General features: G+C 51.3%; 23 protein-coding genes. 9 read left to right on the plus strand and 14 right to left on the minus strand.

Going from position 1 to position 26,645, the window contains the following annotated elements; genetic code table 11:
* Window positions 1-8: 8 nt before the first annotated feature.
* The 3 genes from GOB58_RS00970 to GOB58_RS00980 are packed head-to-tail and all read left to right on the plus strand — an operon-like array spanning window position 9 to window position 3,394.
* Window positions 9-1,085, plus strand: a complete 1,077-nt coding sequence (locus tag GOB58_RS00970) for an HlyD family secretion protein (protein WP_086554253.1) — start codon at window positions 9-11, stop codon at window positions 1,083-1,085.
* A complete protein-coding gene (locus tag GOB58_RS00975; RefSeq protein WP_086554318.1) occupies window positions 1,072-2,634 on the plus strand; it encodes an efflux transporter outer membrane subunit in 1,563 nt (520 codons plus the stop codon). The genes GOB58_RS00970 and GOB58_RS00975 overlap by 14 nt, the downstream gene beginning before the upstream one ends.
* 19 nt (window positions 2,635-2,653) lie before the next feature.
* On the plus strand, window positions 2,654-3,394 hold the full coding sequence (locus GOB58_RS00980; RefSeq protein ID WP_173559083.1) for a pirin family protein: 741 nt from the start codon (window positions 2,654-2,656) through the stop codon (window positions 3,392-3,394).
* Here GOB58_RS00980 and GOB58_RS00985 read toward each other — a convergent pair.
* Window positions 3,391-4,695 (minus strand): histidine-type phosphatase, encoded by a 1,305-nt coding sequence (locus GOB58_RS00985; protein WP_173559084.1) that lies wholly within the window; start codon window positions 4,693-4,695, stop codon window positions 3,391-3,393. The two genes, GOB58_RS00980 and GOB58_RS00985, sit on opposite strands and share 4 nt — an antisense overlap.
* A 2-nt stretch (window positions 4,696-4,697) precedes the next feature.
* On the minus strand, window positions 4,698-6,047 hold the full coding sequence (locus GOB58_RS00990) for a hemolysin family protein (RefSeq protein ID WP_086554319.1): 1,350 nt from the start codon (window positions 6,045-6,047) through the stop codon (window positions 4,698-4,700).
* A gap of 515 nt (window positions 6,048-6,562) precedes the next feature.
* Here GOB58_RS00990 and GOB58_RS00995 point away from each other — a divergent pair.
* From GOB58_RS00995 to fdhD, 3 genes are all read left to right on the plus strand, one after another.
* The gene (locus GOB58_RS00995; protein ID WP_086554256.1) at window positions 6,563-6,979 is read left to right on the plus strand and encodes a glycine zipper family protein; all 417 of its coding nucleotides are present in this window, start codon (window positions 6,563-6,565) and stop codon (window positions 6,977-6,979) included.
* 78 nt (window positions 6,980-7,057) lie between these two features.
* Window positions 7,058-7,675: a molybdenum cofactor guanylyltransferase gene (gene mobA / locus GOB58_RS01000; protein WP_173559085.1), complete on the plus strand. Its 618-nt coding sequence runs from the start codon at window positions 7,058-7,060 to the stop codon at window positions 7,673-7,675.
* Complete coding sequence (fdhD, locus tag GOB58_RS01005) at window positions 7,665-8,474, plus strand: formate dehydrogenase accessory sulfurtransferase FdhD (RefSeq protein ID WP_173559086.1); 810 nt, start codon at window positions 7,665-7,667, stop codon at window positions 8,472-8,474. The genes mobA and fdhD overlap by 11 nt, the downstream gene beginning before the upstream one ends.
* Here fdhD and GOB58_RS01010 read toward each other — a convergent pair.
* The 11 genes from GOB58_RS01010 to trpB form a co-directional block, all read right to left on the minus strand.
* Window positions 8,471-10,126 (minus strand): OprO/OprP family phosphate-selective porin, encoded by a 1,656-nt coding sequence (locus GOB58_RS01010; protein WP_173559087.1) that lies wholly within the window; start codon window positions 10,124-10,126, stop codon window positions 8,471-8,473. The two genes, fdhD and GOB58_RS01010, sit on opposite strands and share 4 nt — an antisense overlap.
* A 146-nt stretch (window positions 10,127-10,272) precedes the next feature.
* Window positions 10,273-11,289, minus strand: coding sequence for a phosphate ABC transporter substrate-binding protein PstS (pstS, locus tag GOB58_RS01015; protein WP_086554260.1), 1,017 nt, complete (start codon window positions 11,287-11,289; stop codon window positions 10,273-10,275).
* Between the two features lie 109 nt (window positions 11,290-11,398).
* Window positions 11,399-12,661, minus strand: a complete 1,263-nt coding sequence (locus GOB58_RS01020) for a sensor histidine kinase (RefSeq protein ID WP_173559088.1) — start codon at window positions 12,659-12,661, stop codon at window positions 11,399-11,401.
* A 28-nt stretch (window positions 12,662-12,689) separates the two neighbouring features.
* Window positions 12,690-13,385: a phosphate regulon transcriptional regulator PhoB gene (gene phoB / locus GOB58_RS01025; RefSeq protein WP_086554262.1), complete on the minus strand. Its 696-nt coding sequence runs from the start codon at window positions 13,383-13,385 to the stop codon at window positions 12,690-12,692.
* A 230-nt stretch (window positions 13,386-13,615) separates the two neighbouring features.
* On the minus strand, window positions 13,616-15,229 hold the full coding sequence (locus tag GOB58_RS01030; RefSeq protein ID WP_173559089.1) for a Hint domain-containing protein: 1,614 nt from the start codon (window positions 15,227-15,229) through the stop codon (window positions 13,616-13,618).
* A 462-nt stretch (window positions 15,230-15,691) separates the two neighbouring features.
* A complete protein-coding gene (locus GOB58_RS01035; protein ID WP_086554264.1) occupies window positions 15,692-16,981 on the minus strand; it encodes an adenylosuccinate synthase in 1,290 nt (429 codons plus the stop codon).
* 72 nt (window positions 16,982-17,053) lie between these two features.
* Complete coding sequence (locus GOB58_RS01040; protein ID WP_173559090.1) at window positions 17,054-18,211, minus strand: ATP phosphoribosyltransferase regulatory subunit; 1,158 nt, start codon at window positions 18,209-18,211, stop codon at window positions 17,054-17,056.
* Window positions 18,212-18,284: 73 nt separating this feature from the next.
* A complete protein-coding gene (locus GOB58_RS01045; RefSeq protein WP_086554266.1) occupies window positions 18,285-19,763 on the minus strand; it encodes an ATP-binding protein in 1,479 nt (492 codons plus the stop codon).
* A 22-nt stretch (window positions 19,764-19,785) separates the two neighbouring features.
* A complete protein-coding gene (locus GOB58_RS01050) occupies window positions 19,786-21,045 on the minus strand; it encodes a TIGR03862 family flavoprotein (RefSeq protein WP_173559091.1) in 1,260 nt (419 codons plus the stop codon).
* A 5-nt stretch (window positions 21,046-21,050) separates the two neighbouring features.
* Window positions 21,051-21,881, minus strand: coding sequence for a tryptophan synthase subunit alpha (gene trpA / locus GOB58_RS01055; protein WP_086635176.1), 831 nt, complete (start codon window positions 21,879-21,881; stop codon window positions 21,051-21,053).
* Window positions 21,878-23,104, minus strand: a complete 1,227-nt coding sequence (trpB, locus tag GOB58_RS01060; protein ID WP_086554269.1) for a tryptophan synthase subunit beta — start codon at window positions 23,102-23,104, stop codon at window positions 21,878-21,880. The genes trpA and trpB overlap by 4 nt, the downstream gene beginning before the upstream one ends.
* A 403-nt stretch (window positions 23,105-23,507) precedes the next feature.
* Between trpB and rho the strand changes: the two genes are divergently transcribed.
* On the plus strand, window positions 23,508-24,803 hold the full coding sequence (rho, locus tag GOB58_RS01065; RefSeq protein WP_086554320.1) for a transcription termination factor Rho: 1,296 nt from the start codon (window positions 23,508-23,510) through the stop codon (window positions 24,801-24,803).
* Window positions 24,804-24,868: 65 nt separating this feature from the next.
* Here the strand turns inward: rho and GOB58_RS01070 are convergent, their stop codons facing one another.
* Window positions 24,869-25,090, minus strand: coding sequence for a sulfurtransferase TusA family protein (locus tag GOB58_RS01070; RefSeq protein ID WP_173559092.1), 222 nt, complete (start codon window positions 25,088-25,090; stop codon window positions 24,869-24,871).
* A 245-nt stretch (window positions 25,091-25,335) separates the two neighbouring features.
* Between GOB58_RS01070 and GOB58_RS01075 the strand changes: the two genes are divergently transcribed.
* Both GOB58_RS01075 and GOB58_RS01080 read left to right on the plus strand, forming a co-directional pair.
* Window positions 25,336-25,758 carry a Fur family transcriptional regulator gene (locus GOB58_RS01075; protein ID WP_233127613.1) on the plus strand — a complete coding sequence of 141 codons (423 nt, stop codon included), beginning with the start codon at window positions 25,336-25,338 and terminating at the stop codon, window positions 25,756-25,758.
* A complete protein-coding gene (locus tag GOB58_RS01080; RefSeq protein ID WP_173559093.1) occupies window positions 25,755-26,615 on the plus strand; it encodes a GNAT family N-acetyltransferase in 861 nt (286 codons plus the stop codon). Before GOB58_RS01075 ends, GOB58_RS01080 begins: the two co-directional genes overlap by 4 nt.
* The last annotated feature ends 30 nt before the right edge of the window (window positions 26,616-26,645 follow it).

Here is a 26,645-nt window from a genome sequence, read left to right on the forward strand (position 1 = left end):
ACAGACACATGCTTTATAAAAAACCTCTGCTTTATGCTGGTGGTGCGGCAATCGTGCTCACTGCCGCCGCCTGGGGCGGTGCCCGCCTGGTAACGGGCAATGGCGTTGACCAGTATACAAATGATGCCTACATCACTGCCGATTTTACGGCCGTTGCCCCTAAAGTCGCAGGGCGTATTGACCGCGTTCTGGCTGAAGACAACGAAGCCGTTAAAGTTGGCCAGGAACTCGCTCATATTGAAGATGATGACTACCGGGCAGCTCTTGAGGCAGCGCAGGGCCGCCTGAAAGCCGCTCAGGGTTCTGTTGATAACCTTAACGCTGAGCTGACACAGCAGGATTCTATCATCGCTCAGGCAAAAGCTGCCGTTCAGGCTGATGAAGCGACTTTGCTGTTTACACGCCAGAATATGACACGGTACCGCACCCTTTCATCAGGTGGTGCAGGTACAACTGAGCAAAAACAGGCTGCTGAAGCCCATGAAAAAGAAGCTGAAGCCACCCTGCTGCGCGACCAGGCTGCCACGACCAGTGCTATCAGCCAGATTGACGTTTTAAAAGCACGCCGCACACAGGCTGAGGGGGAGCTGCTTCAGGCGCAGGGAGACGCGCATCAGGCTGAGCTGAATCTGTCCTACTGCACCATCCCGGCTCCTGTTTCAGGCATTGTGGGTGAGCGTGGCGTACGTGTAGGGGCATATGTGCACCCGGGCACTGCAATTCTTGCCATTGTACCCACAGATAAAGCCTATGTTCTGGCAGATTTTCAGGAAACACAGCTTACTCACGTGCAAACGGGGCAAAGTGCAACAATATGGGTTGATACCTTCCCTGGCCATCCGCTCAAGGCACATGTTGACTCCCTTGCCCCGGCAACCGGCGTCGCCTTCGCGCCTATTCAGCCCGACAACGCCACCGGCAACTTTACAAAAGTTGTGCAGCGTATTCCGGTAAAGCTGACATTTGACGATGGCCAGCCCCTCGCCTCCAAAGTGCGCGTAGGTATGTCAGTCGAAGTCAGCATTGATACTGCTTCCACCCCTTCAGGTCCTCATGCCGGTGATGCTCGCTATGTCTGGCACTGATTTTTCTCATGCACAGCGCAGTGTGCGTCTGCCACTGCGTTATGCCCTGGCCTCTGTCTGTCTGGCAGCTTTAAGCGCCTGCACAGTTGGCCCTGACTATCACAAAACAGCTATTAAAACGACGAACGCATGGCACCAGAGTGTTACTCCGCAAAACAGCCATCCCGTCACAGCATCTGCTGACCCGCAATGGTGGAAAGAGTTTAACGACCCTACCCTGACAGCACTGGAGCAGGAGGTTGCCAGCGCTAACCTTGACCTGCAGGTTGCGTCTCTGCGACTGCAGCAGAGTGAAGCTGAACGCAAAATTGCGAGTGCGGCACAAATGCCCCATCTCGGTGCAAATGCGTCTTATGCCCGTGAGCGCGCCAGTAGCAATGGTATTCTTGGTCTGCTGGGAAAAATGGAGCAATCCACTCCTGGTGACATCGCCAGCGGAGCCCAGGGCTTTGGCCCCGCAGCACTGCCCGGCAGCGTTGGCAACCCCTCATTCAATCTGCCGCAATATGGTATGAATGCCTCGTGGGAAGTCGATCTGTGGGGACATGTACGCCGACAGGTCGAGGCAGCAACAGCAGCCCTGCACGCAAGCGAAGATATGCGGCGTGACGTGATCGTCTCGCTGATGGCGGAAACGGCACAAAATTACATAGACCTGCGCGGCGTACAGGCGCAGATGGCTATTCTTGACCATAATATCAATATTGCCCGCAACAGCGTGAAACTCACGAACATGCGGTTTGCACAGGGTGCTGCAACCAGGCTGGATGTCGCAGATTCAACCGGGCAGCTCCGTGGATTTGAAGCCCGGCGTGCTCCGCTTGAACGCCTGCAGGTGCATCTGCTCAACGCACTAAGCTTTCTGGTCGCACGCGAACCAGGCACTCTGAACGAACGCCTTGGCAAAGCCGGGCCAATTCCGCCTGTTCCTGCAAACCTGCCTGTGGGCCTCCCCTCTCAGCTGGCAGAAAGACGCCCTGACATTCGTATGGCAGAAGAACGCCTGCATGTTGCTACCGCCAGCGTTGGCGTAGCCGTCGCTGACTTCTTCCCCCGCATCACGCTGTCAGGCAGCCTTGATATACAGGCTCTGCAATTTAGCGGCCTGGGGTCATGGGCTTCACGTCAGTATGGGTTTGGGCCAACGGCAACTTTCCCGATTTTTGAGGGTGGACGCCTGCTGGGTCAGTACAGACTACGTAAAGCACAGCAAAGAGAAGCTGCTATTATGCTGCACCGCACCGTGCTGAAAGCATGGGAAGAAGTGGATAATGCCATGGCTGACCTTGCCACAGCGCAGTCTGAACGGGACAGGCTACGCGAAGCAGTAGCCCAGAACGAAATTGCCGTTGAAACAGCTCAGGCACAGTATAAAGCTGGTTCTTCAGACTTTCTGTCTGTGCTGACGGTGCAAAATCAGCTTCTGGCCTCACAGGCCCGCTTTGTTGAAGCCACCACCGAAATTTCACGCTCAGTCACCCGGCTCTACCGTACCCTTGGCGGTGGATGGGAAAATGCTTTTCCTGTCACCCGGTCTTCACACAGCTAGGTAAAAAGGATCATACCTCATGTTAAAAGTCAGGCGTGCAGAAACACTTGGTCAGGTCACAGATGGAGAAGCACACCTGCACTGTCACTTCGCATTCGGAGCGTATAACGACCCGGCACATATGCACAATGGCCGGTTACGGGTAGTAAACCAGGTCAGCCTGCCTGCTCAGGCACAGTATGTGGCGGGCCCCGAGAAAAATGTTGATATTGTAACCTGGGTTACGCAAGGCTCAGTTACAACACAGTGCGAGCACTTTCACGCTGAGACAATCAACAAGGGTGATATACAGGTGTTGTGTACTGCTACCGGGTGCACCGGCCTGAGCTGGAAGGCTGGTGCAGAAGCAGCACAGCTCCTGCAGTTCTGGTTTTTGCCTGACTGTAAAGGCGGCATCCCCATGCAGGAAATCCGGAATACCAGCGGATATCCTGACACAACAGGGTTTCGTATTATTGCCTCCGGTTTTCCCGATGACGATCCCGAAGAAGAAGAAACGATCAGAGATGGTGCACCAGCAGCCCTACTGGGCAGCGGGCGCCTTTTGCACACCACTCTCAGCGCCAGTGAGGGGGCCCGCTACCAGACCACACCAGGGCGCTCGCTCTTTCTGCTCGTTGTCAGCGGGACTGTCACACTTGAAGGTACCACACTTGATGCTGGTGACAGTGCCGCCATTTCTGAGCAGCAGGAGCTCCTCATCATAGCACAGAGCGATGCCTCCGTGCTGCTTGCCGACACAGCATACGACGCTTCTTAACCGGCGTGCGCGATATGACGGGCCAGAACCTCTGGTGTACAAACGGTCTCAGCCTGGCAGAGCCTGCTCTGCAGCACCTGAGGCTGACCATGATCTGCCCTGTCTGCGACCGGTAAAGTTTCACGCAGCTGCTTCAGGCTCTGATGGAAAATAACGAATTTAACCTGATTTTTTCCATCTGGCATCTGCCAGAGTTCAAACCCCAGAACAGTGTCTGGTGCTGTTGGGTCAGGCTGATCTTTAAATGACCAGTCAAGGCCAAATAGAGCTGACAGCATATCAAGTGTGGTATCATGCCCCGCAAAAACAACAACTTTTGCATCCTGCGGGAAAACTGCCTCAGCAGGTGACGACGGCACTTTATTATCGAGCAGAGCAAGAATGGCTGAAACCAGAAACTGACCACGACGCGCAGCCAGGGCCGGCATACGCCTTATAGTTTCACTCTGATAATTATGAGCTGGCAACACTATATTGAGCAAAGCAATCTGACTATCATCAGATGATGAGGCCGGCAGGCTGACCGTTGCAGGCAAACCCTGTGCGTATTCTAACAGCAGATTTTCAGAAACTGTTGCTGAAAGTGCCAGACCACCAGAAGCGTGAGGAGCACCTTTTTTCCAGGTCAGGCGTGCAGGAGCTGTAAAACATATAGCTGGCGTATGCCCGCACCCTTCAGGATCAAAGAGCTTTTGCAGCGTCTCCTCAGCCTCTCTGACATCCCGGGGTAAAGCACCAGCCTCATCATGACGGTAAACTGCCTGTAAAATGGCAGAAATATTATGCTGATCAGCATAAGCATGACCGCTGGCCAGGGCATTAAACAACGGATCTTTCTGACCCGGAGCCAGAGAATGTGCCTGGGAAACACATCCGCCGCTCATACTCTGTGCAAGAATATCTCCTGTTTGACGCGTACGGGTATCCGCCGCATCAGCCCAGACAAAAAGTGATGATGTGTGCGGGCATACCTGTTTTTCTGCCCCACCCAAACCAGAAAACGGGGCATAATAATGCCTGATAAAATCACCCATCAGGTGCAGGTCTGCCCGGCCATGGTCCGTCAGCTGCCCCGGAGGCACAGGCCAGGGGCTCCATGAACGACCGGTTTTTACGTTAAGCGTCTCAATTTTTTGTGTCGGGCTGCGAATACCATGGCGGGCCACCAGTACAACACGCTTAAGAACCGCTCCGGAAGGCGGCGCACTCTGCTCACTGGCAGCAGCGGACGACACTGATAAAACAGAAAAAAGGGCAGCACACAGAGCGCCCTGTGAAATACGAGAGAAAAAAGCAGACAAATTCAGCCCTTCGGAAGTGCCCGGGCAGCCTTCTCGCTCAGGCGTGTCACAAGCAACTGGTTAATACGAAACCCTTCAACATCGACAACTTCAAAACGATAGCCAGCCTGGTCCACTCTGTCCGTCTTGCGTGCCATGCGCCGCAGACGGTGCATAACAAACCCGCCTATCGTATCAAACTGTGTGCTGTCGGGCAGATCTGCCAGATGGAGCTCACGCATGACATCACCAATCGGGGCAGCTCCGTCAATCAGCCACGAGGTTTCATCACGACGCACGATGGCCTGCTCGTCAAACGGGTTCGCCAGACCGTCCATCAAAGCACCCATAATATCTTTAAACGTGATAAGCCCGACAACCAAACCATATTCATTCACGACCAGAGAAAAACCGACACCATGCGTATCAAACTGCGCAAGCGTGTCCCACAAATTCAGGGTTTCAGGAACAGAGAGGACATCACGGCGCATTCTGAAGATCGGATCAGCCGGTATTGTCTCCCCCGGAACCGGAGGGATTGTCGGGTCAACAACTGAGGCCAGAACATCCTCCGAACGGATAGAACCGACAACCTTATCAAGCCCGCCATTACATAGCGGGTATCGCGAATAAGGCTTTGCTCTTACTTTTTCATGGTTACTACGGGCAGTGTCCTGCGTATCGAGAAAAACAATCTCATCGCGCGGGGTCATTGCTGATGTCACGGAGCGATCCTGCAAACCCAGCACATTTTCAATCATCTGATGTTCCTGCTCAAGCAGAACACCCGAAGCCGTACCAGCGGCTAAAATAGCGCGTAAATCTTCAGGTGTGACAGGTTCAACAGCAGAAGCTGCCGGAATTTTAAGAGCACGCAAAACCGCATCAGAAATTTTAGAAAAAATCCAGACAACCGGATAAAGAACACGCAGGGCAAATTTAGGAAACCAGCCTATGCTCAAAGCAACTTTATCAGGAGCATTCATTGCCACACGTTTTGGCAGCAGGTCAGCAAACAGAACAAAAACACCAGTAACAAAAATAAAACTGGCAGCAGAACCAAGCTTTTCAGCAAGCCCTGGCCCGACACCCCAGTATGTCAGCAAAGCGCCAAAGGGCGGAGACAGCATTTCTGAGCTGACAATCCCCCCCAGAATACCAACACCATTAAGACATATCTGCAGGACCGTCATGACCTGTCCGCTATTGCGGCGCAAAGCAAGAAAAGCCTGAGCCCGATGATCACCTGCCTCAGCACGCGAGCGCAGCCTGACCTCACGCGCAGCAGCGAACGAAATCTCAGACAGAGAAATCAGAATACTAACTGCAATAAGAAGAAAAAGGGTCAGAAGCCCCAGTAAAAAAAGGATCAAAGGAATGCTCTGGATAAGATAATGCACGAAGTGCTTCGCGGCTGACTATACCCTTTATAACCTGTAATGCCTAGGCTTATGACCTGTGAGACAAATGAGTTGTTAAGCAGTCAGGCATCATGTTTTTAATATACGAAGCATGTTACGAAACAAAATTACACAGGATATAAACCATAAATGATAAAAAAAATATAACAAAATAAAACGATTTAAAATATAAAATTAATAATAACCTCTTTTAATTTATAAAAATTAAAATAAATATATAAATATTAAGCCATAAATAAAAATATAAACTTCATAATTTATAATTATATTATTTTTTTTGATTATTTTAAAAAAAAATACCAAAAAAAAAACACAATATAAGAAATTGTTATTTTTTATAACAGGTTGCACTGTTTTCTTTTTTGCTTATGGCTAATAAGCATGGTTTTATGCAATAGTCTAAGAATTAGTTCAGTCACCAGCTGTCATACCAAAGGGATGGCAGTCACAAAACCAGAGAGTCGTCTATGAAGCTGAAACAACTCCCTCTCCTCATGGCCCCTGTTCTGATGCTGGCCGCCTGTGCGCAGACGCCCATGGGACCAACAGTGATGGTACTGCCAGGCAAAGATAAGTCTTATGCAGAATTTGCTCAGGAGCAGTCCTTCTGCAAATCGCAGGCAAACTCTGCTGTAAGCGGGCAGGCTGAAAACCAGAACCATCGCGCCCTGTTAGGTGGCCTTGCCACAACCGCACTGGGTGCTGGCCTTGGTGCTGCTATTGGCGGCGGCTCAGGTGCTGCTATTGGTGCTGGTGCAGGCGCACTGGGTGGCGGCCTTGGTGGAAGCATGTACACCAACAACCAGCAAGGCGGCATTCAGACCCAGTACAACAATGCCTATGCACAATGCATGGTTGCCTATCACAACGTACTCGGCCAGTAAGTCGTCAGTATAACAGAGCAGGTACAAAACCTGCTCTGTCTCTCCCGGTAATTCCGGCCGGGAAAGGCTCTTTACCCCATGCCCCCCTCCTCTTCTGTTGCAGCTGTTATTCTGGCAGGTGGCCATGGAACCCGCATGGGCGGGTGTGAAAAGCCCCTGCTATCCCTACAGGGCACACCAGTACTCTCCGTCATTCTCAGGGCGTTACAATGCTCTCTACCTGCAAGCTCCATAGCACTCAGCACTAACAGCCCGGCCTCGCTATATACCGCATGGAAGTTACCTTTGCTGCGGGATGATACAACAGATACCGGCCCTCTGAGCGGACTTCTGGCAGGACTAAAATGGGCGAGACAATCAGGCGCTGATACATTAGTGACAATACCGGGTGATACACCCTTTATTCCTGACACATTAACCTCTGACCTCACTCCCGCTCCGGCGGTGGCTATATCTGATGGCCAGCGGCATCACCTGGTTGCTTCATGGCCCGTAAGCTGTGTTGAAAATTTACAAAACTGGCTTTCAGACAAAGAGAATAAACATAAACGCCGCGTGCGCCTGTTTGCAGATACCCTCGGCATGAAAGAGATTTCTTTCTCTGCTTCACCTTATGATCCATTTTTTAACATCAATACACCCGATGATTATGCAACAGCATGCCAGATTATGCAGAGTATAAAAAATGATTTCTAAATCACTTATTTTTTCATGGGATACAAAAAAAATTACAGGTCATGGCGTTTCAGAGCAATCTTTAAAACTGGCAGATGAAACACCCGTCACTTTTATTATCAACAGCATTTCTTATGCAACAATGATGATAACATCTGAAAATATTGAAGATTATAGTTACGGTTTTTTAAAAACAGAACGCCTTGTTTCCTCGCCGGATCATATTCGCTCGCTAACCATAGATACAACAGAAAATGGCATAACAGTTAACGTGCTTATAAAAGGAAGTGATTTTAAAAAAATCCTTCAATCACAAAGAAACATGACAGGACGCACCGGTTGTGGCGTTTGCGGCACGCAGGATCTTGAAACACTGCACTCGAACCTTCCTTCCGTTGCACAAAAACCACCTGTAACGCAGGCTGCTCTGCTTAAAGCACTTAATGAGCTCCCTCACCTGCAAATATTAAACAAAGCTGTGCATATGGTTCATGGTGCCGCCAGATGCAGCGTAAATGGTGATATCCTTGCCTTACGCGAAGATATTGGCAGACACAACGCACTGGATAAGCTGATTGGAGATGGTTTAAGAAATAATATTGATTTTTCAGAAGGGTTTTGCCTTATTACAAGCCGCTGCTCATATGAAATGGCACAAAAAGCCATTATTGCCGGCTTTACAACACTGGTTGCCATCTCTGCACCAACTGTGCGTGCACTACACCTGGCACAACAGGCTGGCCTGACACTCATCGGGCTTGCCCGACCAGAAAGCCAGTTTATCTTTACACAGCCTGAGGCTACTCACCCACCAGCTTAAAATGCAGCCTGAAGGCGCGTCACAACAGAATTCCCATTACGACCGGATATATTATAAGGCAGCTGATTTCGTGTCACAATAAAATGGTTATAATCAAGCATAACCCTGAAGTGACGATTAGGGTACCAATTCACACCACCAGCCCATACTGTTTGCTTTCCCCCTCTTATACCAGCCGATAAATCATTAAGATCTGCGACACTATATCGCCCTGACACCTCAAGCGCGCCCCACTGACCATGCTGAGGATCAAAATCTGCCTCAACACCAGGAGCAGAAAAAGCTCCCTGCCTGATGTCATAAGCACGCGGCTTACCCAGTATAGTATAAGTTGCTTCACCATAGTACCCATCAAAATTAACGACAGGCAGACCACGCTCGCTGCGCTGTACACCAATATGATAGTACTCCCCTATCATAATCAGTCGTCGCCAGCGCAGGCCAAGCTCCGGGCCTGCCGCCCAGACAGGCCCTGTATTACTAACCGTAGCAGAAATAAGCTTTGTACCTGTCAGACCTGCCTCTGTCGCCTCTCCCGGAGAGTAACGTCGGCCGGCAGAGTTTTGTGTCGTTTTAAATGCACTCAGTGCTGAAATTCCAACATGTATATCGACATTTTTTGAGATATAAGGACGGCCGGCTACACGCAGGGTTGCACCAGTCTGGCTGTCAGAAACTGTAGAATCGTTCCCTCTGGTTCCATAACTCTGACCCGTAAAATATCCTGCTATCCACCAGCGTTTTTCATAATGCAAAGCTCCCGCACTAAAGCGGGAATCTCCTGCAGCTATGTTACGCACAATATTAGTAATGCCCGGCCGCTCAAGCATCTGAAAATTGTTGGAACTTTGTGAATCATAAAATGTGACGCGTGGCTGAAAATAGCCAACTGTTACATAAGTATGAGAAAAACCTGTATAATTGATATTTGCTTCATATAAACTAACTTTTCCGTCTGAACTGCTTGACCCCCAGTCGGGAGTGACATTCGCTATCCAGTTTTTATATCGAAAAGAAACCGGCAGCCTGAGACGACGTAAATTTTGTGTCAGTCCAGGAAAATTTCCCTTCGTTTCACCAGGGCGCGGAGACATACCAAAAAAACCACCAATATCTTCATGCAGGGCAAGCCCCACTGAAAAAGCATAAGCGGCATCAGCAGAAGCAATAGTAAACCGCCCACGAGGAAAACCTATAATCATGCCTCCCACGCGTACGTTTTCATCTTTCTGTGTAGCCCAGTGAAAATGCTTCCACGACTCAACAACACCACGGTCAGAAGGCGGTGTACCAATTTCAGATAAACGCAGAATATTATACTGTGAGGCACTATCAGAAAATTTTATTGCAGGGTCAGATGGGCCAGACACGACATGACGCACTTTTTGCTCAGACAACTCAGTAGCCGGGAGCAGAGCAGCAGGTGCCGCTATTTTTTTCTGATTATTACGATTAGTCCGGGCTTCACTTTTTGCCAGGCGCACTTTGAGCGATGAGATCTGCCCCATCAGCTCACGTCGCATAGCAACCATCTCACGTCTTAACTCCTGTATCTCAGCAGCATCAGAAGATGCAGCCAGAGCCGCTGACGCATTACCTGTTGCCAGACATGAGAACAAAAAAAAGCCTGAAGAAAATACTGTGCGGCGCATCAAACACCATTATAATTACAAAATCACCTCTTCTTTCGATTATAAATGAAATTTATTTTATTTATATATAATTTTGGTAACTTTAATATAAAAATGGCTCGCCTTTGCAGGCGAGCCACACAGTCTCATGCAATCTTAAGTTTAACTTACTTCCATGAAGACAAAATAGATGTTTTTACAGCCGGTGGCAAAGTTACATAGTCCAGCCCGGTAGCAAGGCTATCGCCTTTTTCAAAACCCCAGGTGAAAAATTTCTTCACAGCTTTACTACGTGCTGCATCAGCCGGAGCAAGCGGCACCAGAACATACGTTGCAGAAACAATCGGCCAGGCACCTTGTCCGGGAGTGTCAAGCAGATCAACCGCGAAATGATCAGCATGCTGCCAGTCTGCTGAAGAGGCTGCCTGAGCAAAGCTCTTCTGGCTGGCTTCTACATTTTCACCGGCATGATTACGCAGCAATACGGTCGTCAGGTTATTTCTGCTGGCGTAAGCAAACTCAACATACCCGATTGCGCCTTCTGTGTTATGCACCGTAGCCGCAACCCCGTCATTACCGCGTGCGCCCAGACCACCAGGCCATGAGATTGACGTCGCTGCCCCCTGATTTTCTTTCCAGCTGGCAGATGACCGTGCGAGGTAAGACGTAAAAACAAACGTTGTTCCTGAACCATCAGCACGGTGAATGGGAGCAATAGCCATGTCAGGCAGCTTCAGACCTGGATTCAAAGCTGCAATTTTCGGATCATTCCAGTCCGTAATCTCACCGGCATAAATACCGGCAAGCACCGGTCCACTCAGCTTAAGGGTCGCTGTTTTAACGCCAGGCACATTGATAACAGGAACAATGCCACCCATTACGGTAGGAAACTGAAACAAATGTGCTGAAGCAATTTTGGCCGGAGCAAGCGGAGCATCAGATGCGCCAAAATCAACCGTACCAGCCATAACCTGATTTTGCCCGGCACTTGAGCCAACGCTCTGATAATTAACACTCAGTCCTGTTGCGCTGGCAGCGGCATCACCCCATGCCTGATAGATAGGAGCAGCAAAGCTTGAGCCCGCACCGGTAATGCTCTCGGCCAGCGCCGTACCAGAGCATAAACTACCGGCAAGACCGGCTGCTGCCATCACTGCAAAACATGACCGTAATGAAAAACGCATCTATCTACTACCTTCTGAGTATCAGCTTTTAACCAGAGCCATAACACTCTTTATTTTAGCCTGCTGCTGCAAAGACTATCATAATCTGCTCTTAAGTTGCATGACTGTTTCATGACACATGAGCAGGTAACCAGATCAGGCAATCCGTGCCCTGACCAACAACACTCTCGATCCTGAAGCGCCCGCCATGACGGGCTATAATATGCTGCACGATCGCAAGCCCGAGACCACTCCCCTGCACGACGGCAGATGTCCTGGGCACACGATAAAACCTCTCTGTCAGACGCGGGAGATGGCGGGCAGCTATACCCGGACCATTATCTGACACCCTGATTTCCACACCGGAATGTCCCGGCCACCCTTTACCAGGCTCTGCATCCCTGCAGGTCACTGTAATTTCAGGTTTATGGTCCCGCGGCAAATCAGAATCCTGTGTGGCATATTTCAGCGCATTTTCAACCAGGTTCATCAGCACCTGCACCATCTGATCAGTATCACCGGCAACAGACTGTACTGACAGGTCAGACACTACAACATGCAGTTTTGTTTTTTGCCGGCGACACAGCACCGAAGCCTCACGCTCGAGCTTACGACACAACTCCTCCAGGACAATCTGCCCCCGAGGACGCTGATGCTCAAGCATCTGCACCTTTGAAAGATAAAGCAACCCATCGAGCAGACGCTGCATGCGCTGCCCCTGCTCTGCCATAATGGACAAAAACTCTTTCTGCGCATCAGGATCGCCCGCAGCAGGCCCCTGAAGGGTCTCTATAAACCCAAGCAATGCAGCAAGCGGTGTACGAAGCTCATGACTGGCATAAGCCACAAAGTCCGCATGCTGACGCTCTGCCATTTCCATTTTTGTTACGTCGTGCAAAACAACAAAAGTCAGAGCAATATCGCGTGCAAAGCGCTTTTTTCGGTTCTGATCAACGGCGAGAAAATAAGGCGAAAAAACATGCCGCTGAAACAACGCTCTGACAACACGTCGCACAGGTACGTCCTGAACAATCAGAGCCTCTTCCGGCGCCGCATTTCTGGCAGCGTCTTTTTCCTTCAGTCTGTCGAGGCTGCTCTGGAAAGCAGGATGACGCTCTATCGCATTCAGCCCGCCTGAGAACTCTGCCTCAGCATAGGGCGATGTATGCACTATACGACGTTCAGAATCGAGAACGACCATCGCCACCGGCAGGGCAGCCGCAATCGGCTCAATAACAGCCAGCAACCTTGACTGCGACATTGGCCGCAAAAAGCGGTCAGATTTCGCACCGGCCCGATGACGGGAGCGCAACATAAGGGCCGTTACGATACCAGTGATACTGCTCCCGGTGACAACACCTCCCGCAGCGTACAGCAAAGCAGCAGAAAGCATCTGTCACCCTTTTGTCAGAAGCACATTCTCAGGCAAACGGAAGATCAAGGGAATAGCCCCGGGCTCTTACCGTTCTGATCAGGTCCTGTTCACTCTCATCATCATTGAGAATCCGCCGCAGACGCCGGATGTGCACATCAACTGTACGAAGCTCTACACAGGAGCTGCGTTCCCACGCGTGCTCCAGCAGTTCCTCACGCGAGAACACCTGCCCGGGATGCATCATCAGGAACTCAAGGAGACGATATTCCGTTGGTCCGAGAGACAGTTTACGCCCGTTACGCTCAGCCTTATGCTCGACCCGGTCAATGACCATATTTTCAAAGCGCAGCGTTTTGTCTGGCGGTGGCAAACGACGCAGCAGGGCCTTAACACGCGCCAGCAGGGCCTCCATACCAAAAGGCTTAATAAGATAGTCATCAGCACCCGTATCAAGACCACAAACACTATCTGTGTCCTCACCGCGTGCGCTCAGCATAATAATTGGTAAGGATCGGGTTTTAGCCTGACCGCGTACACGGCGGCACACTTCAATCCCTGAAACACCAGGTAACATCCAGTCAAGTAAAACCAGATCAGGCAAACGTGCAGCAATATAATCAAGTGCTGCCTGACCGTCTGCTACAACGTGCACCTCATAACCCTGCTTATCAAGATTGTATGATACGAGGCGAGACAGCGCCGGATCATCTTCCACAACCAGAATATGTGTTTTATGCGTCATAACCTGCTCAACTGCTATTTGGGCGGATCATACGCGTTTATGTCAGGCAAACACAACTCTGGCATGAATAAGTACAAAATTTCATAAAACCAGAGAGAAACATCATAACATATTGATAAATATGTATAATATTTCTACTTCCCTCCTTTACTGTTTCATGACAGTTTTATGAAAAACATCCGCAGGCTACCTCTCTGCCATGCATAAAACATGACAGAGAGAAGTCAGCATCAGGCACCACAGCAAATAACAAGGTTGTCGTTGTTGGCATCATACAGCAGATAAGGCCCTGCAGCGAGCACCTGCACTGCAAGCATAGCAACAGAATTTGCTTTACGCTCACCCAGAGAAAGGCAGGCGTTACCTGTTGTCCACCGGCAATTCACCTCCTTACGTGTATCCCAGCCTTTAAGCTCACCACTCTGCAAATGTTCGTCGATAACACGCGTATCATTAAGCTGAAACAAACGAATGTCACCAACGAGAACACCAAGGGAACGACGATCATCAACAAACGCACCAATGGCATCACTTGGACGACTGGCACGCGATACCATACGCACATCTGTAACATCCGGCGGAATCATAAAGACATGGTATCCGTTAGCCTCGCGCACTTTGCGAAGTGTTGCGCCACATTCTGAAACAAGATGGAAAGCAGAATCATCTGTCGTAATATGCTGAAGCGGCCTGGAGACACCAATCCCCTCCCGAACAGCCCGTTGCTCAATAGCACGAAAAATAGGCTCAACATGCTCACGCGTCGTTGTCAGTGGCGCTGCTGCATCTTCATCCCAGCTTCTGACGTCACCCCGCTCCATTGTCAGAAGGTTACCATACTGAGCAAACAATGAACGGTTACCGGTATCAAGATAGCTTTCCGTCAGCATACCATTCGCCCAGATAACAGAATGAGACTCAGTTTCGATGTGATAATAGGTATAGCCCGTCAGAGAGTGGTCGTAGAATACTGAACGGCCATTAACGAGCATCCGAACCGGTACAAAATTCCCGTCAAAGAACATGCAGTGTTCACCCGTCACCAGCAGATCTTTATACGGCACACCCGGCGCAATAGCATCCTTAAGCACCCTTACCGGATAGCCCGCAAGATCTTCTGCCAGACCGGGACGGACAAGCATATCTTTCTGCCCGGCCCAGGTAATTTTGCTTGTGCAGATTTTACCGGTCTCATGTTCAAAAACATTAACGATGTCACCGGGCCTGAGTTCTTCAACTGCACGATCACCCTCGGGTGTCGCGATCATAGAACCCGCAAGAAAGCAGACCTCAAGCAACAAATAACCATTAGCTGAGTTTGAACTTAAAGAAACACCGGAAGCTTCAATGCCAGTAATATTCAGAACAAAACTTGTTCCATTCTGAAGTGACAGCTGAATCTGATCAGCAGACGGAAAGCTCATTGCAACAATATCTGACTGCAACACGCCGGCAATTTCAATACGATCTGAATCTCCTGAACCATGGCCATTAAAGCCCGATATGACAGTCGAAGCAGTACCGCCACTGGCCAGCCCTGAAATAATCAGCCCGCTGTTATTGCTCCCATCCATATAGACTGTCCCGCCACCATCAGGCCAGATGAAAAGCTTTCCACCCTCATAAACTGTATTGACCCCTGAAAGAACAGACCCGCTATCCATGACAACAATGCCACCACTACTAACGGATGCATCTCCGAGAGTGCTGCCTGACTGCATAATAACCTTAATACCGTAACTAACCGGCGCATTCAGAAACTTACTTTGGTCACCATAAGTCATCGTAACCGGATCACTGCCGTCTGCCGGATTTTTTTTATCATCATTATTATAGCTTGACATAACTTCCACACCACAACTGCCAGGAAAACCAGAATTATTTCCATTATTCCATTTAATGAAATTAAAGTTAATATGTTTTTTGTTTATATGTCAAAGTTTATACTTATTAATAAAATATATATTAATTTGTTATAAGAAAACATTTTTATATATTTATTAACAAACACATTAATTTTAAATAGTTTTAATAAATAATGAAATTTAATATAATGTTAATACATTTATTTACAAAAAGTTATTGTTATTTAAAAATAAATTCAGTAAATACAAAAACTTAAAATGAATTATGGCAATTAAGATTATAAAAAATAATATATAACGTTTCTATCGTGAAAACTATAAAGATAAAAAATTAATTATTAATAAATATAATAAAAGTTATAAATAAATACATAAAAAAAACCGGTACATAATGCACCGGATTTTTTTAGTCATCAAAAATCTCTGCTGCAGAAATTCTTTTTAGCCCTCGAACGGGTCACGTACCAGAATGGTATCATCACGATCAGGGCTGGTTGAAAGCAATGTAACCGGCGCCCCGACCAGCTCTTCTATACGGCGCACATATTTAATAGCCTGAGCAGGCAGATCAGCCCAGCTACGGGCACCCCGGGTCGTTTCTTTCCAGCCTTCAATCTTTTCAAAAACCGGCTTTACGCGCGCCTGTGCACCAGGAGCTGAAGGAAAACGATCAATCTGCTGACCATCAAGCTCATAGCCTGTACAAATGGCAATTTCATCCAGCCCGTCAAGCACATCAAGTTTTGTCAGGGCCAGACCGTTAACGCCACCAACCCGCACTGCATGGCGCACGAGAACAGCATCAAACCAGCCACAACGACGCGGACGCCCCGTCACCGTACCAAACTCATGACCACGCTCGCCAAGCTTACGGCCAGTGTCATCAAACAGCTCTGAAGGGAAAGGCCCTTCACCCACGCGCGTGCAGTACGCTTTAGCAATACCCAGAACAAAACCAGCAGCAGCAGGCCCCATACCTGAACCCGTACCTGCATTAGACGCCACAGTGTTTGAGCTGGTCACAAACGGGTAGGTGCCATGGTCAACATCAAGCATCACAGCCTGTGCACCCTCAAACAGAATCCGACTACCAGAACGACGGGCATCATCGAGAATATCCCATACAGGCGCCATATAAGGCAGCACCTTCGGAGCAATGTCTGTCAGAAACGCCAGAAGTTCCTCTTTACTGAAAGTCTCTGCATTCAGCCCTTTGAGAAGAGTGTTATGATGCAGCAGCAGCTCATCAAGCTTCCAGTCCAGTGTTTCCGGTTCGGCGAGATCGCACAGGCGAATAGCACGGCGGGCGACCTTATCTTCATAAGCCGGACCAATACCGCGACCGGTTGTGCCAATTTTACGCTCACCACGAGCAGCCTCACGCGCACGATCCAGCGCACCATGGACAGGCAGAATCAAAGGCACATTTTCAGCGATTTTGAGAGTCTCAGGCGTAACCTTCAGCCCCTGTTCCTGGATACGGCCAATCTCAGACAGCAGGGCCTGCGGGTCAACGACCACACCATTGCCGATGATACCCAGCTTACCGTTTACAACACCTGAAGGCAGCAGAGACAGCTTATAAACCTGGTTACCGACAACCAGCGTATGCCCTGCGTTATGACCACCCTGAAAACGCACAACAACGTCAGCGCGGCTGGCCAGCCAGTCAACGATCTTGCCTTTACCTTCATCGCCCCACTGCGACCCGATTACAGTGACATTAGACATAACACTCTGCTCCTGGAAAAAACCTGCCTGTCATCGTCATCGGCAAACATGAACGATGAAGAAAAATAAACTTCAAACCAGCTCGATGCAGCTCGCATCGAGAAGAATATGACTACACCCAAGGCGCCGGGCCTCAGCATAATAAACAGCCTCACCCTCTGCCGGAGCACACAGGCTGTTAATTGCAGCAACGCCGCGCCCGCGCAGGGCATCTGCGACATCTGTGCTGGCACCCGGGGCAACATACACGCGCTGCATCACCGGCATATTAGGCACAAGGCGAAACAACACATCAGGACGAAACGTCAGGCCACAGGCCGGCTCGTCATCATTACACAGATAACGCCCGCCACGCCCCAGCTCTTCAGAGCAGCCCTGTGCAAACACCGTAACACATACGCCGGTATGGTATTTCCAGCCTCTGAACTCAACCGGATCAATCGTCAGGCGCAGGTCAGGTGACTGAGCCTTAATAGCCGCAACAACTTCTGTCAGACGCTGCAGCGCAGCGCGCGCGCGCGCAGGCAAAGATACCCGGGCCAGCAAAGGCAACACTCTGTCAGCCGGGCCTGCAGCCTGCAGAAGGGCTGTCAGGATCTCTGACAACCTGCCTCCCAGAGCAGACACCGCAGCGGCGTCTTTACGGTCAAGTGCGCGCATAAGAGCCGGACGCTCCGCCTCTGGCACCGCTGCCTCTTCAAGCAATGCGGGAATCAGGGACGGCATAGTCAGGTCAAAGGACACGCCGGGAATGTCGAGCTGCTGAAGAGCTTCAGCTGCAACGCAGATCACCTCAGCATCAGCCTGGGGGCTGTCAGGGCCGATCAACTCTATGCCAGCCTGCATGATCTGGCGGCCACTCTCATCAGCTGCTGATGGCAGCACAACAACGCATGACCCGGCATAAGACAGACGCAGGGGGCGCGGAAGACGCTGCAGACGAGTCGCAGCCATACGCGCAATCTGCGGTGTAATGTCAGGGCGCAGCACCATCATCCGCCGGGTCTCAGGGTCCATCACGCGAAAACTCTGATCCGCCAGGGAGAGACCTGATCCACTGAGAAGCGTTTCTTCAAACTCCATCAGAGGCGGGCGCACATGGTCATAACCATATGACGCAAACACGCGCACAAGAGCTGCAACGCCCTCAGCCTCGGTCCGTGCCTCGGGAGGGAGCAGATCAACAAAACCGGTCGGCAACAAAGCCGGGCTATATGGGTCTTCCGTCATAAGGGCCTCTATACATTGCCTGTGACACCCGTCATACCCGCAGGCACTCACTTTTCATACACTCAACAGTTAATTATGCCTCACCTGGCAGGGTTTCCCACCCGGGACCAATCACTGTAAGAATTCTCCGCTCCACGCCATCTTTGCGCAACACAATGATATTGCGGTCTTCAAGCCACTCGAGCACACGCCGTGCGCGCCCCTGTGACACCGTACCATAAACCCTGGCAATTTCTGCATCAGCCGGACAAGGCTGCCGGGCAATAGCCGCACGTGCAAGACACAGAAACACGGACTGAACATCCTCAGGTAAAGCCTGAGCCAGAGACTGAGCCTCCTGCCATTCAGGCGTGACACTCATATCCTCGCTTACACCGCTCCGTGCCGTAGCCAGTGCACGGTTAAACCTCTTAAGGTCAAGCGCGTTGCGTCCAAGGCCCGCTATACGGCAGCGCACCAGAAAGTCCTGATACAACACAGGAGCAGGCCGAAACGTGTTCTCTGCACTCTCAAGCATTTCACGCAGCACGGCCATCATACGGGCTTCCCGCTCCTGCTGACTCTCAGGCGTTTCTTCCTGCTCAGGCTCTGTGCGGGCCGCAGCCTGCTGCTGAGCCTCACCATGCGCGGCAAGACTTGAAAGCAGATCGGGTGGCGGGGCAGCGGCAATTTTCGCGGGCCGGGAAGCCACCTCAAACGTAGTAAGAGGAGCAAGAATCAGGTCATGCACCGGTGCTGATGGCGGCTCAAACGGTGCCAGAACAGGCCCGGCAGAACGACTTTCTGTTTCAACTGCACCGATTCTGACAGAAACAGGGCGACGACACAAAGCCGGACCCAGTGCAACAAATGTGCCTCGTGCAAGGTCACGGAAAGCCTCAGCCTGCCGGCGCTCCATCCCCAGAAGGTCAGCAGCACGGGCCATATCAATATCAAGAAACGTACGGCCCATCAGAAAATTAGAAGCCTCAGCCGCAACGTTTTTTGCAAGCTTGGCCAGACGCTGGGTCGCGATAACTCCAGCCAGCCCTCTTTTACGACCACGGCACATCAGGTTGGTCATCGCCCCGAGCGAAGCTCTGCGCGCCTCATCTGATACCTCGCCCGCTGCGGCAGGCGCGAAAAGCTGAGCCTCATCAACCACAACAAGCACAGGGTACCAGTATTCACGCGGCACCTCGAACATCCCGCCCAGAAAAGCTGCAGCCCATTTCATCTGCTGGTCTGCATCAAGCCCTTCCAGATTCAGGACGACAGAAGCACGATGCAGGCGCATACGCTCACCAGCAGCGTGCAGCTCCATCTCTGAATACTCAGCACCATCAATAACCAGGTGACCAAATTTCTCCGCCAGGCTTACGAAATCACCTTCAGGATCAATAATCGCCTGCTGCACGAGACGCGCCGACTGTTCAAGCAACCGCCTGAGCAGATGTGACTTACCTGAACCCGAATTGCCCTGCACCAGAAGACGGGTCGCAAGCAGCTCCCCCAGATCCATCTGTGCCGGACCACCGCCGGGTACATCGCCGATTGTAATCATATTGCTCATGAAAGAGCAGATACCGTCAGGATCATGGTTGCTGCAACCACTCCAGCACACCTTTTGCAGCTGCACGCCCTGTTGCGAGGCAGGCATGCAACAGATAGCCGCCTGTCGGGGCCTCCCAGTCGAGCATTTCACCTGCGACAAAAACCCCGGGACGGGCTGTCAGCATAAAATGTTCATCACACGCGGTATGCATCACACCACCCGCAGTCGAAATAGCCCTGTCGCGTGATTCTGTGCCGACCAGACGCACCGGCACAGCTTTAAGACGTGCGGCAAGCTCTTTTGATGTCGCAGGTACATCACCAGTCTCGCGCAGTAATGCGCCGGCCAGCGGAGGCAGGCGCAATGCCTTGCGCAAACGATTGGAAAGACTCTCACGCTGGCGCACGACTGAAAGGCGGGCAGTCAGGTCCGCCTCACTCATCCCGGGCCTGAGATCAAGCATCAGCGTAGCAAAGCCATCGCGCTGTATGGCCTGACGCAACGGTGCTGAAAGCGCATACAGCGCCCCCCCTTCGAGGCCCGTCGCGGTTACCACGATCTCACCCTGCACGGTACGTCCATCAAAGGTCAGGGCAACAGGCTTAAGCGGCGCGCCCGCAAAACGCTCACGAATCACCTCAGACCAGGCAACCTGAAAGCCGCAGTTAGAGGGCACCAGCGGCGCAACCGACACACCCTGCCCTGCCAGAACAGGTGCCCACGCACCATCACTGCCAAGGCGTGGCCAGCTTGCCCCGCCTGTAGCCAGCACAACAGCATCAAACTGAAAAGGAGAAGCAAGCTCTGGTGACAAAGAATATCCGGGACGCGCAGAGCTGAAAACCGGCTGCCCCTGAGCATCCCAGCCTTCCCACCTTGTGAGCGTATGCAGCTGCACACCCTGCGCACGCAGGCGGCCAAGCCATGCCCGTAATAAAGGGGATGCCTTCATCATCTCAGGGAAAATACGCCCTGAAGACCCTGTAAAACTCCTGATACCCAGCCCCTGCATCCACTGAGTGATATCTTCAGTAGTCCATGCAGCAAGCGCAGGTGCCAGCCAGGGAGCAGCCTCTGCATAGCGCGTCAGAAACACATCTTTTGCTTCGGAATGGCTGATATTTAACCCGCCACGGCCCGCCATAAGCAACTTACGCCCCGGGCTTGGCATCTGCTCTACAATATGAACCTGACACCCCGCCGCAGACAAATACTCCGCCGCAGCCAGGCCGGCAGGACCACTGCCAGCCACACACACACGAGCTGCCTTTGTACCTGCGTTTTCTTCTGAAACAGACACCCGGCTCAGCCTGCGCTACCAGCTGCCCGCACAGCAGCGGCCAGCTCTCTGATCTGCTGTAAAACACGCGGCAATGTCTGCTCTGTCGCCCTGCCTTCTGCATCAAGAGTATCTGCCAGCGTTGCCAGCAGCGCTGATGCAACAACTGCTCCGTCAGCAATGCTGGCAGCAGTTGCGGCCTGCTCTGGCGAGCGAATACCAAAACCAATAGCAACCGGCAGTTTTGTTGCCGCACGCAGGCGCGGCAGCACCTCACGCAGGTCAGCAGCACTTGCGGTACGCGTACCGGTTATGCCCGTAATACTGACATAATAAACAAAGCCTGATGCATGAGAGAGCACATAGCGCAGACGTTCATCTGACGTGGTCGGTGCAACCAGACGAATAATATCAAGACCGGAAGCATCAGTATGGGGTTCAATAACGTCAGCTTCTTCAGGTGGCAGATCAACAATAATCAGACCATCAACACCCGCGTTAGCCGCATCCTTACAAAAACGTTCATAGCCGTACGTTTCAATCGGATTGAGGTAACCCATCAGGATAACCGGCGTGTCCTGATCTTCTTCTCTGAACTGCGCCACCATTTTCAGCACGCCGGTCATTGTTGAACCGGCCTTAAGGCCCCGCAATGCTGCCTGCTGAATAACCGGCCCGTCAGCAGAAGGGTCAGAGAATGGCACACCAATCTCAATCAGGTCGGCACCGGCAGCCGGCATCGCCTTAAGCAATGCCAGTGCTGTATCATAATCAGGGTCAAATGCCTCAAGATAAGGAATGAGCGCACCACGCCCCTGAGTGGCGAGAGAAGCGAAGCGGGCGGCAATACGGCTCACAGTTTTACTCCCAGATAATCAGCAACAGTAAAGATGTCTTTATCACCCCGGCCAGAAATATTGACGACCAGAAGGGTATCTGCAGAGAGTGTCGGAGCCATTCGGGCCGCACAGGCAATCGCATGCGCTGACTCAAGAGCCGGAATAATACCCTCAGTGCGGGTACAGAGCTGAAACGCGTCGAGTGCCTCCTGATCGGTAGCACCTACATATTCAGCACGACCAATGTCATGCAGCCATGAATGCTCAGGCCCGACACCGGGATAGTCAAGCCCGGCACTGATCGAATGTGCCTCGGTGATCTGACCATCTGAATCCTGCATCAGATATGTACGGTTCCCGTGCAGGATGCCAGGACGCCCACGCTCAATAGAGGCTGCTGTCTTGCCACTGTCGAGTCCGTGCCCGGCGGCCTCAACGCCAATCAGCCGCACAGATGCATCATCAAGGAACGGATGAAAAATACCCATCGCGTTGGAACCACCACCAATAGCGGCAACGATCAGATCAGGCAGACGCCCTTCGGCAGCCATAATCTGCTCTTTGGTTTCATCGCCAATAACACTCTGAAAATCACGCACCATCGCCGGGTAGGGATGCGGTCCGGCCACCGTACCAACGAGAAAATACGTGTCCGCTACATTTGCCACCCAGTCGCGCATCGCTTCATTCATAGCGTCTTTCAGTGTGCCGGCACCGGCTGTAACAGGCACCACCTCAGCGCCGAGCAGACGCATACGAAATACATTAGGCTGCTGACGCTCAACATCGGTCGCCCCCATGTAAATCACGCATTTCATGCCAAAAAGCGCGCAGACTGTGGCCGTTGCCACCCCATGCTGACCGGCACCGGTTTCAGCGACAATACGCTTACGCCCCATGCGACGGGCCAGCAAAATCTGCCCCATAACGTTATTAAGCTTGTGCGAGCCTGTATGATTCAGCTCTTCACGCTTCATATAAATTTTTGCGCCACCCAGCTCTTCAGTCATGCGGCGGGCAAACCACAACGGACTGGGACGACCGACGTAATCCTTCAGATAATAAGCCAGCTCTTTATGAAACTCAGGGTCAGCTTTCGCAGTATTATAGGCCTGGTCCAGCTCAAGCAGCAGTGGCATCAGGGTTTCAGCCACATAACGTCCGCCATGCCACCCACCAAAGTGCCCGCGTTCATCAGGGCCCTGCCGGAGGGAGTTCGTCTGTGCTGCATCTGCTATCATCTGGATTCTGCCATCTACTGTCTGTGCATGCTGCTCACGAAGCCATAAAACTCCGGGAGCAGGTTCTCTGGCTTACCAGATTCTGCTGGTATTTGCACAGAGGCCTGCAGACTGTTTCAGCATGAAGTGAGGTCACTTCATGAGAATACATATAATTTCAGGCAAAACAGTTCTTGCGGATGATTGACAGCGTTTAGCGATAGCTCTACATAGTTCAGTCAGTTACTGGCTGACTTCACCTGCCCAGTACTCTCCCCGTCCTTTTATAGTCAGGATCTTCCTGCGTCGGTTTTTGCAGAGTATCTGCATCACTGGTGTTTTAAATACCCTGCCCGTCACAGGATCTTTATTACGATCCCGGCTTCCCTTTTCTGCTCACCTTGCCAACTCAGGGCATCTTTATATGCAGCTTGCAGAACTCAAGGCCAAATCTCCGGCCGATCTTCTGGCATGTGCCGAAGACCTTAATATCGAAAATGCCTCCTCTCTGCGCAAACAGGATATGATGTTTGCCATCCTCAAAGCTCTGGCCGATAACGACCAGGCAATTTATGGCGATGGTACACTTGAAATCCTGCATGACGGATTTGGCTATCTTCGCTCTCCGGAATCGAACTACCTGCCAGGACCGGATGATATTTATATCTCCCCTCTGCAGGTACGACGCTTTGGTCTGCGCACAGGCGATACAGTTGAAGGCCAGATTCGCGCACCACGTGATGGCGAACGCTACTTCTCACTGCTCAAAATCAACAGCATTAACTACGAGCCTCCCGAGGCCGTTCGCCACCGTATCAACTTCGACAACCTGACACCGCTCTACCCTGAGCGTCGCCTGCAGATGGAAGTTGAAAACCAGGCTCCTGCTGTCAGCGAAACCAGGGGTAAAAAAGGCAAAAGCACGCAGGATTTTACTCCGCGCGTCATTGACCTGGTAACGCCCATTGGTATGGGCCAGCGTGCGCTGATTGTTGCACCACCCCGTACCGGTAAAACCGTCATGCTGCAAAGCATTGCGGCATCAATCTCAGCAAATCATCCTGATGTCTTCCTGATCGTTCTGCTGATTGATGAACGCCCTGAAGAGGTCACCGACATGGCCCGCTCTGTACGGGGCGAAGTGATTTCTTCTACCTTTGATGAACCAGCACACCGCCACGTGCAGGTGACAGAAATGGTGCTGGAAAAAGCCAAACGCCTGGTTGAGCATAAGCGTGATGTTGTTATTCTGCTCGACTCAATCACGCGTCTGGCCCGCGCTTACAACACTGTTGTGCCATCATCAGGTAAAGTGCTGACAGGTGGTGTGGATGCTAACGCCCTGCAGCGCCCCAAACGCTTCTTTGGTGCCGCCCGTAATATCGAAGAAGGCGGTTCACTGACCATTATCGCCACCGCTCTGATTGATACCGGCAGCCGTATGGACGAAGTGATTTTTGAAGAGTTCAAAGGCACAGGTAACTCTGAACTGGTACTTGATCGTAAGCTGGCGGATAAACGTACGTTCCCCGCAATCGACATTACCAAAAGCGGCACCCGTAAAGAAGAACTCCTTGTTGACCGCGCCACCCTCTCTAAAATGTGGGTTCTGCGTCGCATCCTGGCCCCTATGGGCACGATGGATGCCATGGACTTCCTGCTTGATAAGCTCAAATACAGCAAATCAAACAATGACTTCTTTGAAGCCATGAACAACTGACGGCTTTACAGCTCTGAGGTTACAAAAAACAGGAGGCCTGGGGCCTCCTGTTTTTTTATAAACGGTTATCCGCCAGCTTTCTGAATACGCAGCACAACCACATCTCCTGCCTCACTGTGCTCATCTAAAACCTGATGACCAAGCTGCCGCACAGAACGAGTGACATTAGTATAAGTCTCCCCTGTTTTAAGACGCACCTGCAAATGTCCCCCCGGCGCCAGAGCGTCGAGTGCAAGGCGGGTTCTTACAAATGTCATGGGGCATTTTTCCCCGGTAATATCGAGCATTATATCCTCTGCGGTTATAAGTCAGGAAGGCGATTTGCTGCCATCCTGGCGAACTGCCACACATCAGACCACTTAAATTTTACGCAGCAAAACATGTGGAAAAGGTAAAATTGGACAAACACCGCCAAATTCGGCTACCTGATGAAGAATAACGCAGGTGATCACAAACAGGATTTTTACCTTTGAAAGCGCAACCGGCAGAAGAGTCACGTATCGCACAGCTCTGTATTGAACGCGGCCTGAAAATGACAGGGCAACGCCGGGTTATAGCACGCGTATTATCGGACGCAGATGACCACCCTGATGTCGAAGAGCTTTATCGTCGTGCATCTGTACTCGATTCACGCATTTCAGTTGCTACTGTTTATCGTACCGTTCGTCTTCTTGAGGAAAAAGGTATTCTTGAACGTCGTGACTTTGGTGGCGGTCGTGCACGCTATGAAGCAACCGAATCAGGACGGCATCACTATCATCTGATTGATGTTGATAACGGGAAGGTTATTGAGTTCGAAGACCCTGCCCATGAAGAATTTATGCGGCGCGTGGCTGAGCGTCTTGGGTTTGAGTTCGTTTCTATGAGACTGGAACTCTTTGGTAAAAAGCTCAGAAGCCCGGCCAGCACTGATAAAACAACCCGGCATGACAGGGAGAAGGAAAAACACTCATGAGTTCAGTTCTCAGACCTGGCAATACCTCTCTCTCCACTCTCGAACTGGAGCGCAATGGCTTTCCTGAGCTGCGCGGGGGCAACCTCAGCGTGCGTCTTGCCACGACAGATGCTGAACGTGATGCAGCTCATGCGCTGCGCTATAAAGTTTTTTACGAAGAAATGGGCGCAAGCCCCGATGCCGAAACCTTACGGCTGAAGCGCGACATTGATAAATTTGATGCCGTGGCAGACCACCTTCTGGTCATTGATAATGATATCGCTTCTGACGCACGCGGAGTTGTTGGCACCTATCGCCTGGTGCAAAGCGAGGCTGCCGCTAGAATTGGTCATTTTTACTCCTCGAGTGAATATAATATCTCCAAACTAACCGACTTCCCGGGGCGCTTGCTCGAAGTTGGCCGCTCGTGCGTTGATAAAAACTATCGGGGGCGGGCAGCCATGCAGCTCTTATGGCGCGGCATTGCCTCCTATATTTTCCTTTACCGAATCGATATTTTGTTTGGATGCGCCAGCCTGCCGGGCACCAACCCTGACAATATCAGCAATGAACTAACCTATCTTTACCACAACCATCTGGCCCCTCCTGCCCTGCGCGTTGAGGCCTTATCTGAACGCAAGGTCGAAATGCTGCGTGCAGACCCACAAGCACTAAACTACCGTGCCTGCCTTGCCGGCCTGCCACCTCTTATCAAAGGATATCTGAGACTTGGCGCGTATGTGGGAGATGGTGCGGTGATTGATCCGCAGTTTAACACGACGGATATTGCAATCATCGTCAAAACAGAACTTATGGCTGATAAATATTACAGACATTATGAGCGCCGTCTGCGTGATGCCCTGGATGAAAGAGAATAAACTCTGATACGACCAGCCAGGCCAGCGCAC

Origin of the sequence: Acetobacter thailandicus, assembly GCF_011516655.1 — a bacterium.
Lineage (GTDB): Bacteria > Pseudomonadota > Alphaproteobacteria > Acetobacterales > Acetobacteraceae > Acetobacter > Acetobacter thailandicus.

Excerpts from the sequence above, each read along its gene's own strand:
- GOB58_RS00970 (WP_086554253.1), top strand. The coding sequence starts at position 9 with ATGCTTTATAAAAAACCTCTGCTTTATGCTGGTGGTGCGGCAATCGTG.
- GOB58_RS00975 (WP_086554318.1), top strand. The coding sequence starts at position 1,072 with ATGTCTGGCACTGATTTTTCTCATGCACAGCGCAGTGTGCGTCTGCCA.
- GOB58_RS00980 (WP_173559083.1), top strand. The coding sequence starts at position 2,654 with ATGTTAAAAGTCAGGCGTGCAGAAACACTTGGTCAGGTCACAGATGGA.
- GOB58_RS00995 (WP_086554256.1), top strand. The coding sequence starts at position 6,563 with ATGAAGCTGAAACAACTCCCTCTCCTCATGGCCCCTGTTCTGATGCTG.
- mobA (WP_173559085.1), top strand. The coding sequence starts at position 7,058 with ATGCCCCCCTCCTCTTCTGTTGCAGCTGTTATTCTGGCAGGTGGCCAT.
- fdhD (WP_173559086.1), top strand. The coding sequence starts at position 7,665 with ATGATTTCTAAATCACTTATTTTTTCATGGGATACAAAAAAAATTACA.
- GOB58_RS01010 (WP_173559087.1), bottom strand. The coding sequence starts at position 10,126 with ATGCGCCGCACAGTATTTTCTTCAGGCTTTTTTTTGTTCTCATGTCTG.
- pstS (WP_086554260.1), bottom strand. The coding sequence starts at position 11,289 with ATGCGTTTTTCATTACGGTCATGTTTTGCAGTGATGGCAGCAGCCGGT.
- GOB58_RS01020 (WP_173559088.1), bottom strand. The coding sequence starts at position 12,661 with ATGCTTTCTGCTGCTTTGCTGTACGCTGCGGGAGGTGTTGTCACCGGG.
- phoB (WP_086554262.1), bottom strand. The coding sequence starts at position 13,385 with ATGACGCATAAAACACATATTCTGGTTGTGGAAGATGATCCGGCGCTG.
- GOB58_RS01030 (WP_173559089.1), bottom strand. The coding sequence starts at position 15,229 with ATGTCAAGCTATAATAATGATGATAAAAAAAATCCGGCAGACGGCAGT.
- GOB58_RS01035 (WP_086554264.1), bottom strand. The coding sequence starts at position 16,981 with ATGTCTAATGTCACTGTAATCGGGTCGCAGTGGGGCGATGAAGGTAAA.
- GOB58_RS01040 (WP_173559090.1), bottom strand. The coding sequence starts at position 18,211 with ATGACGGAAGACCCATATAGCCCGGCTTTGTTGCCGACCGGTTTTGTT.
- GOB58_RS01045 (WP_086554266.1), bottom strand. The coding sequence starts at position 19,763 with ATGAGCAATATGATTACAATCGGCGATGTACCCGGCGGTGGTCCGGCA.
- trpB (WP_086554269.1), bottom strand. The coding sequence starts at position 23,104 with ATGATAGCAGATGCAGCACAGACGAACTCCCTCCGGCAGGGCCCTGAT.
- rho (WP_086554320.1), top strand. The coding sequence starts at position 23,508 with ATGCAGCTTGCAGAACTCAAGGCCAAATCTCCGGCCGATCTTCTGGCA.
- GOB58_RS01070 (WP_173559092.1), bottom strand. The coding sequence starts at position 25,090 with ATGCTCGATATTACCGGGGAAAAATGCCCCATGACATTTGTAAGAACC.
- GOB58_RS01075 (WP_233127613.1), top strand. The coding sequence starts at position 25,336 with ATGACAGGGCAACGCCGGGTTATAGCACGCGTATTATCGGACGCAGAT.
- GOB58_RS01080 (WP_173559093.1), top strand. The coding sequence starts at position 25,755 with ATGAGTTCAGTTCTCAGACCTGGCAATACCTCTCTCTCCACTCTCGAA.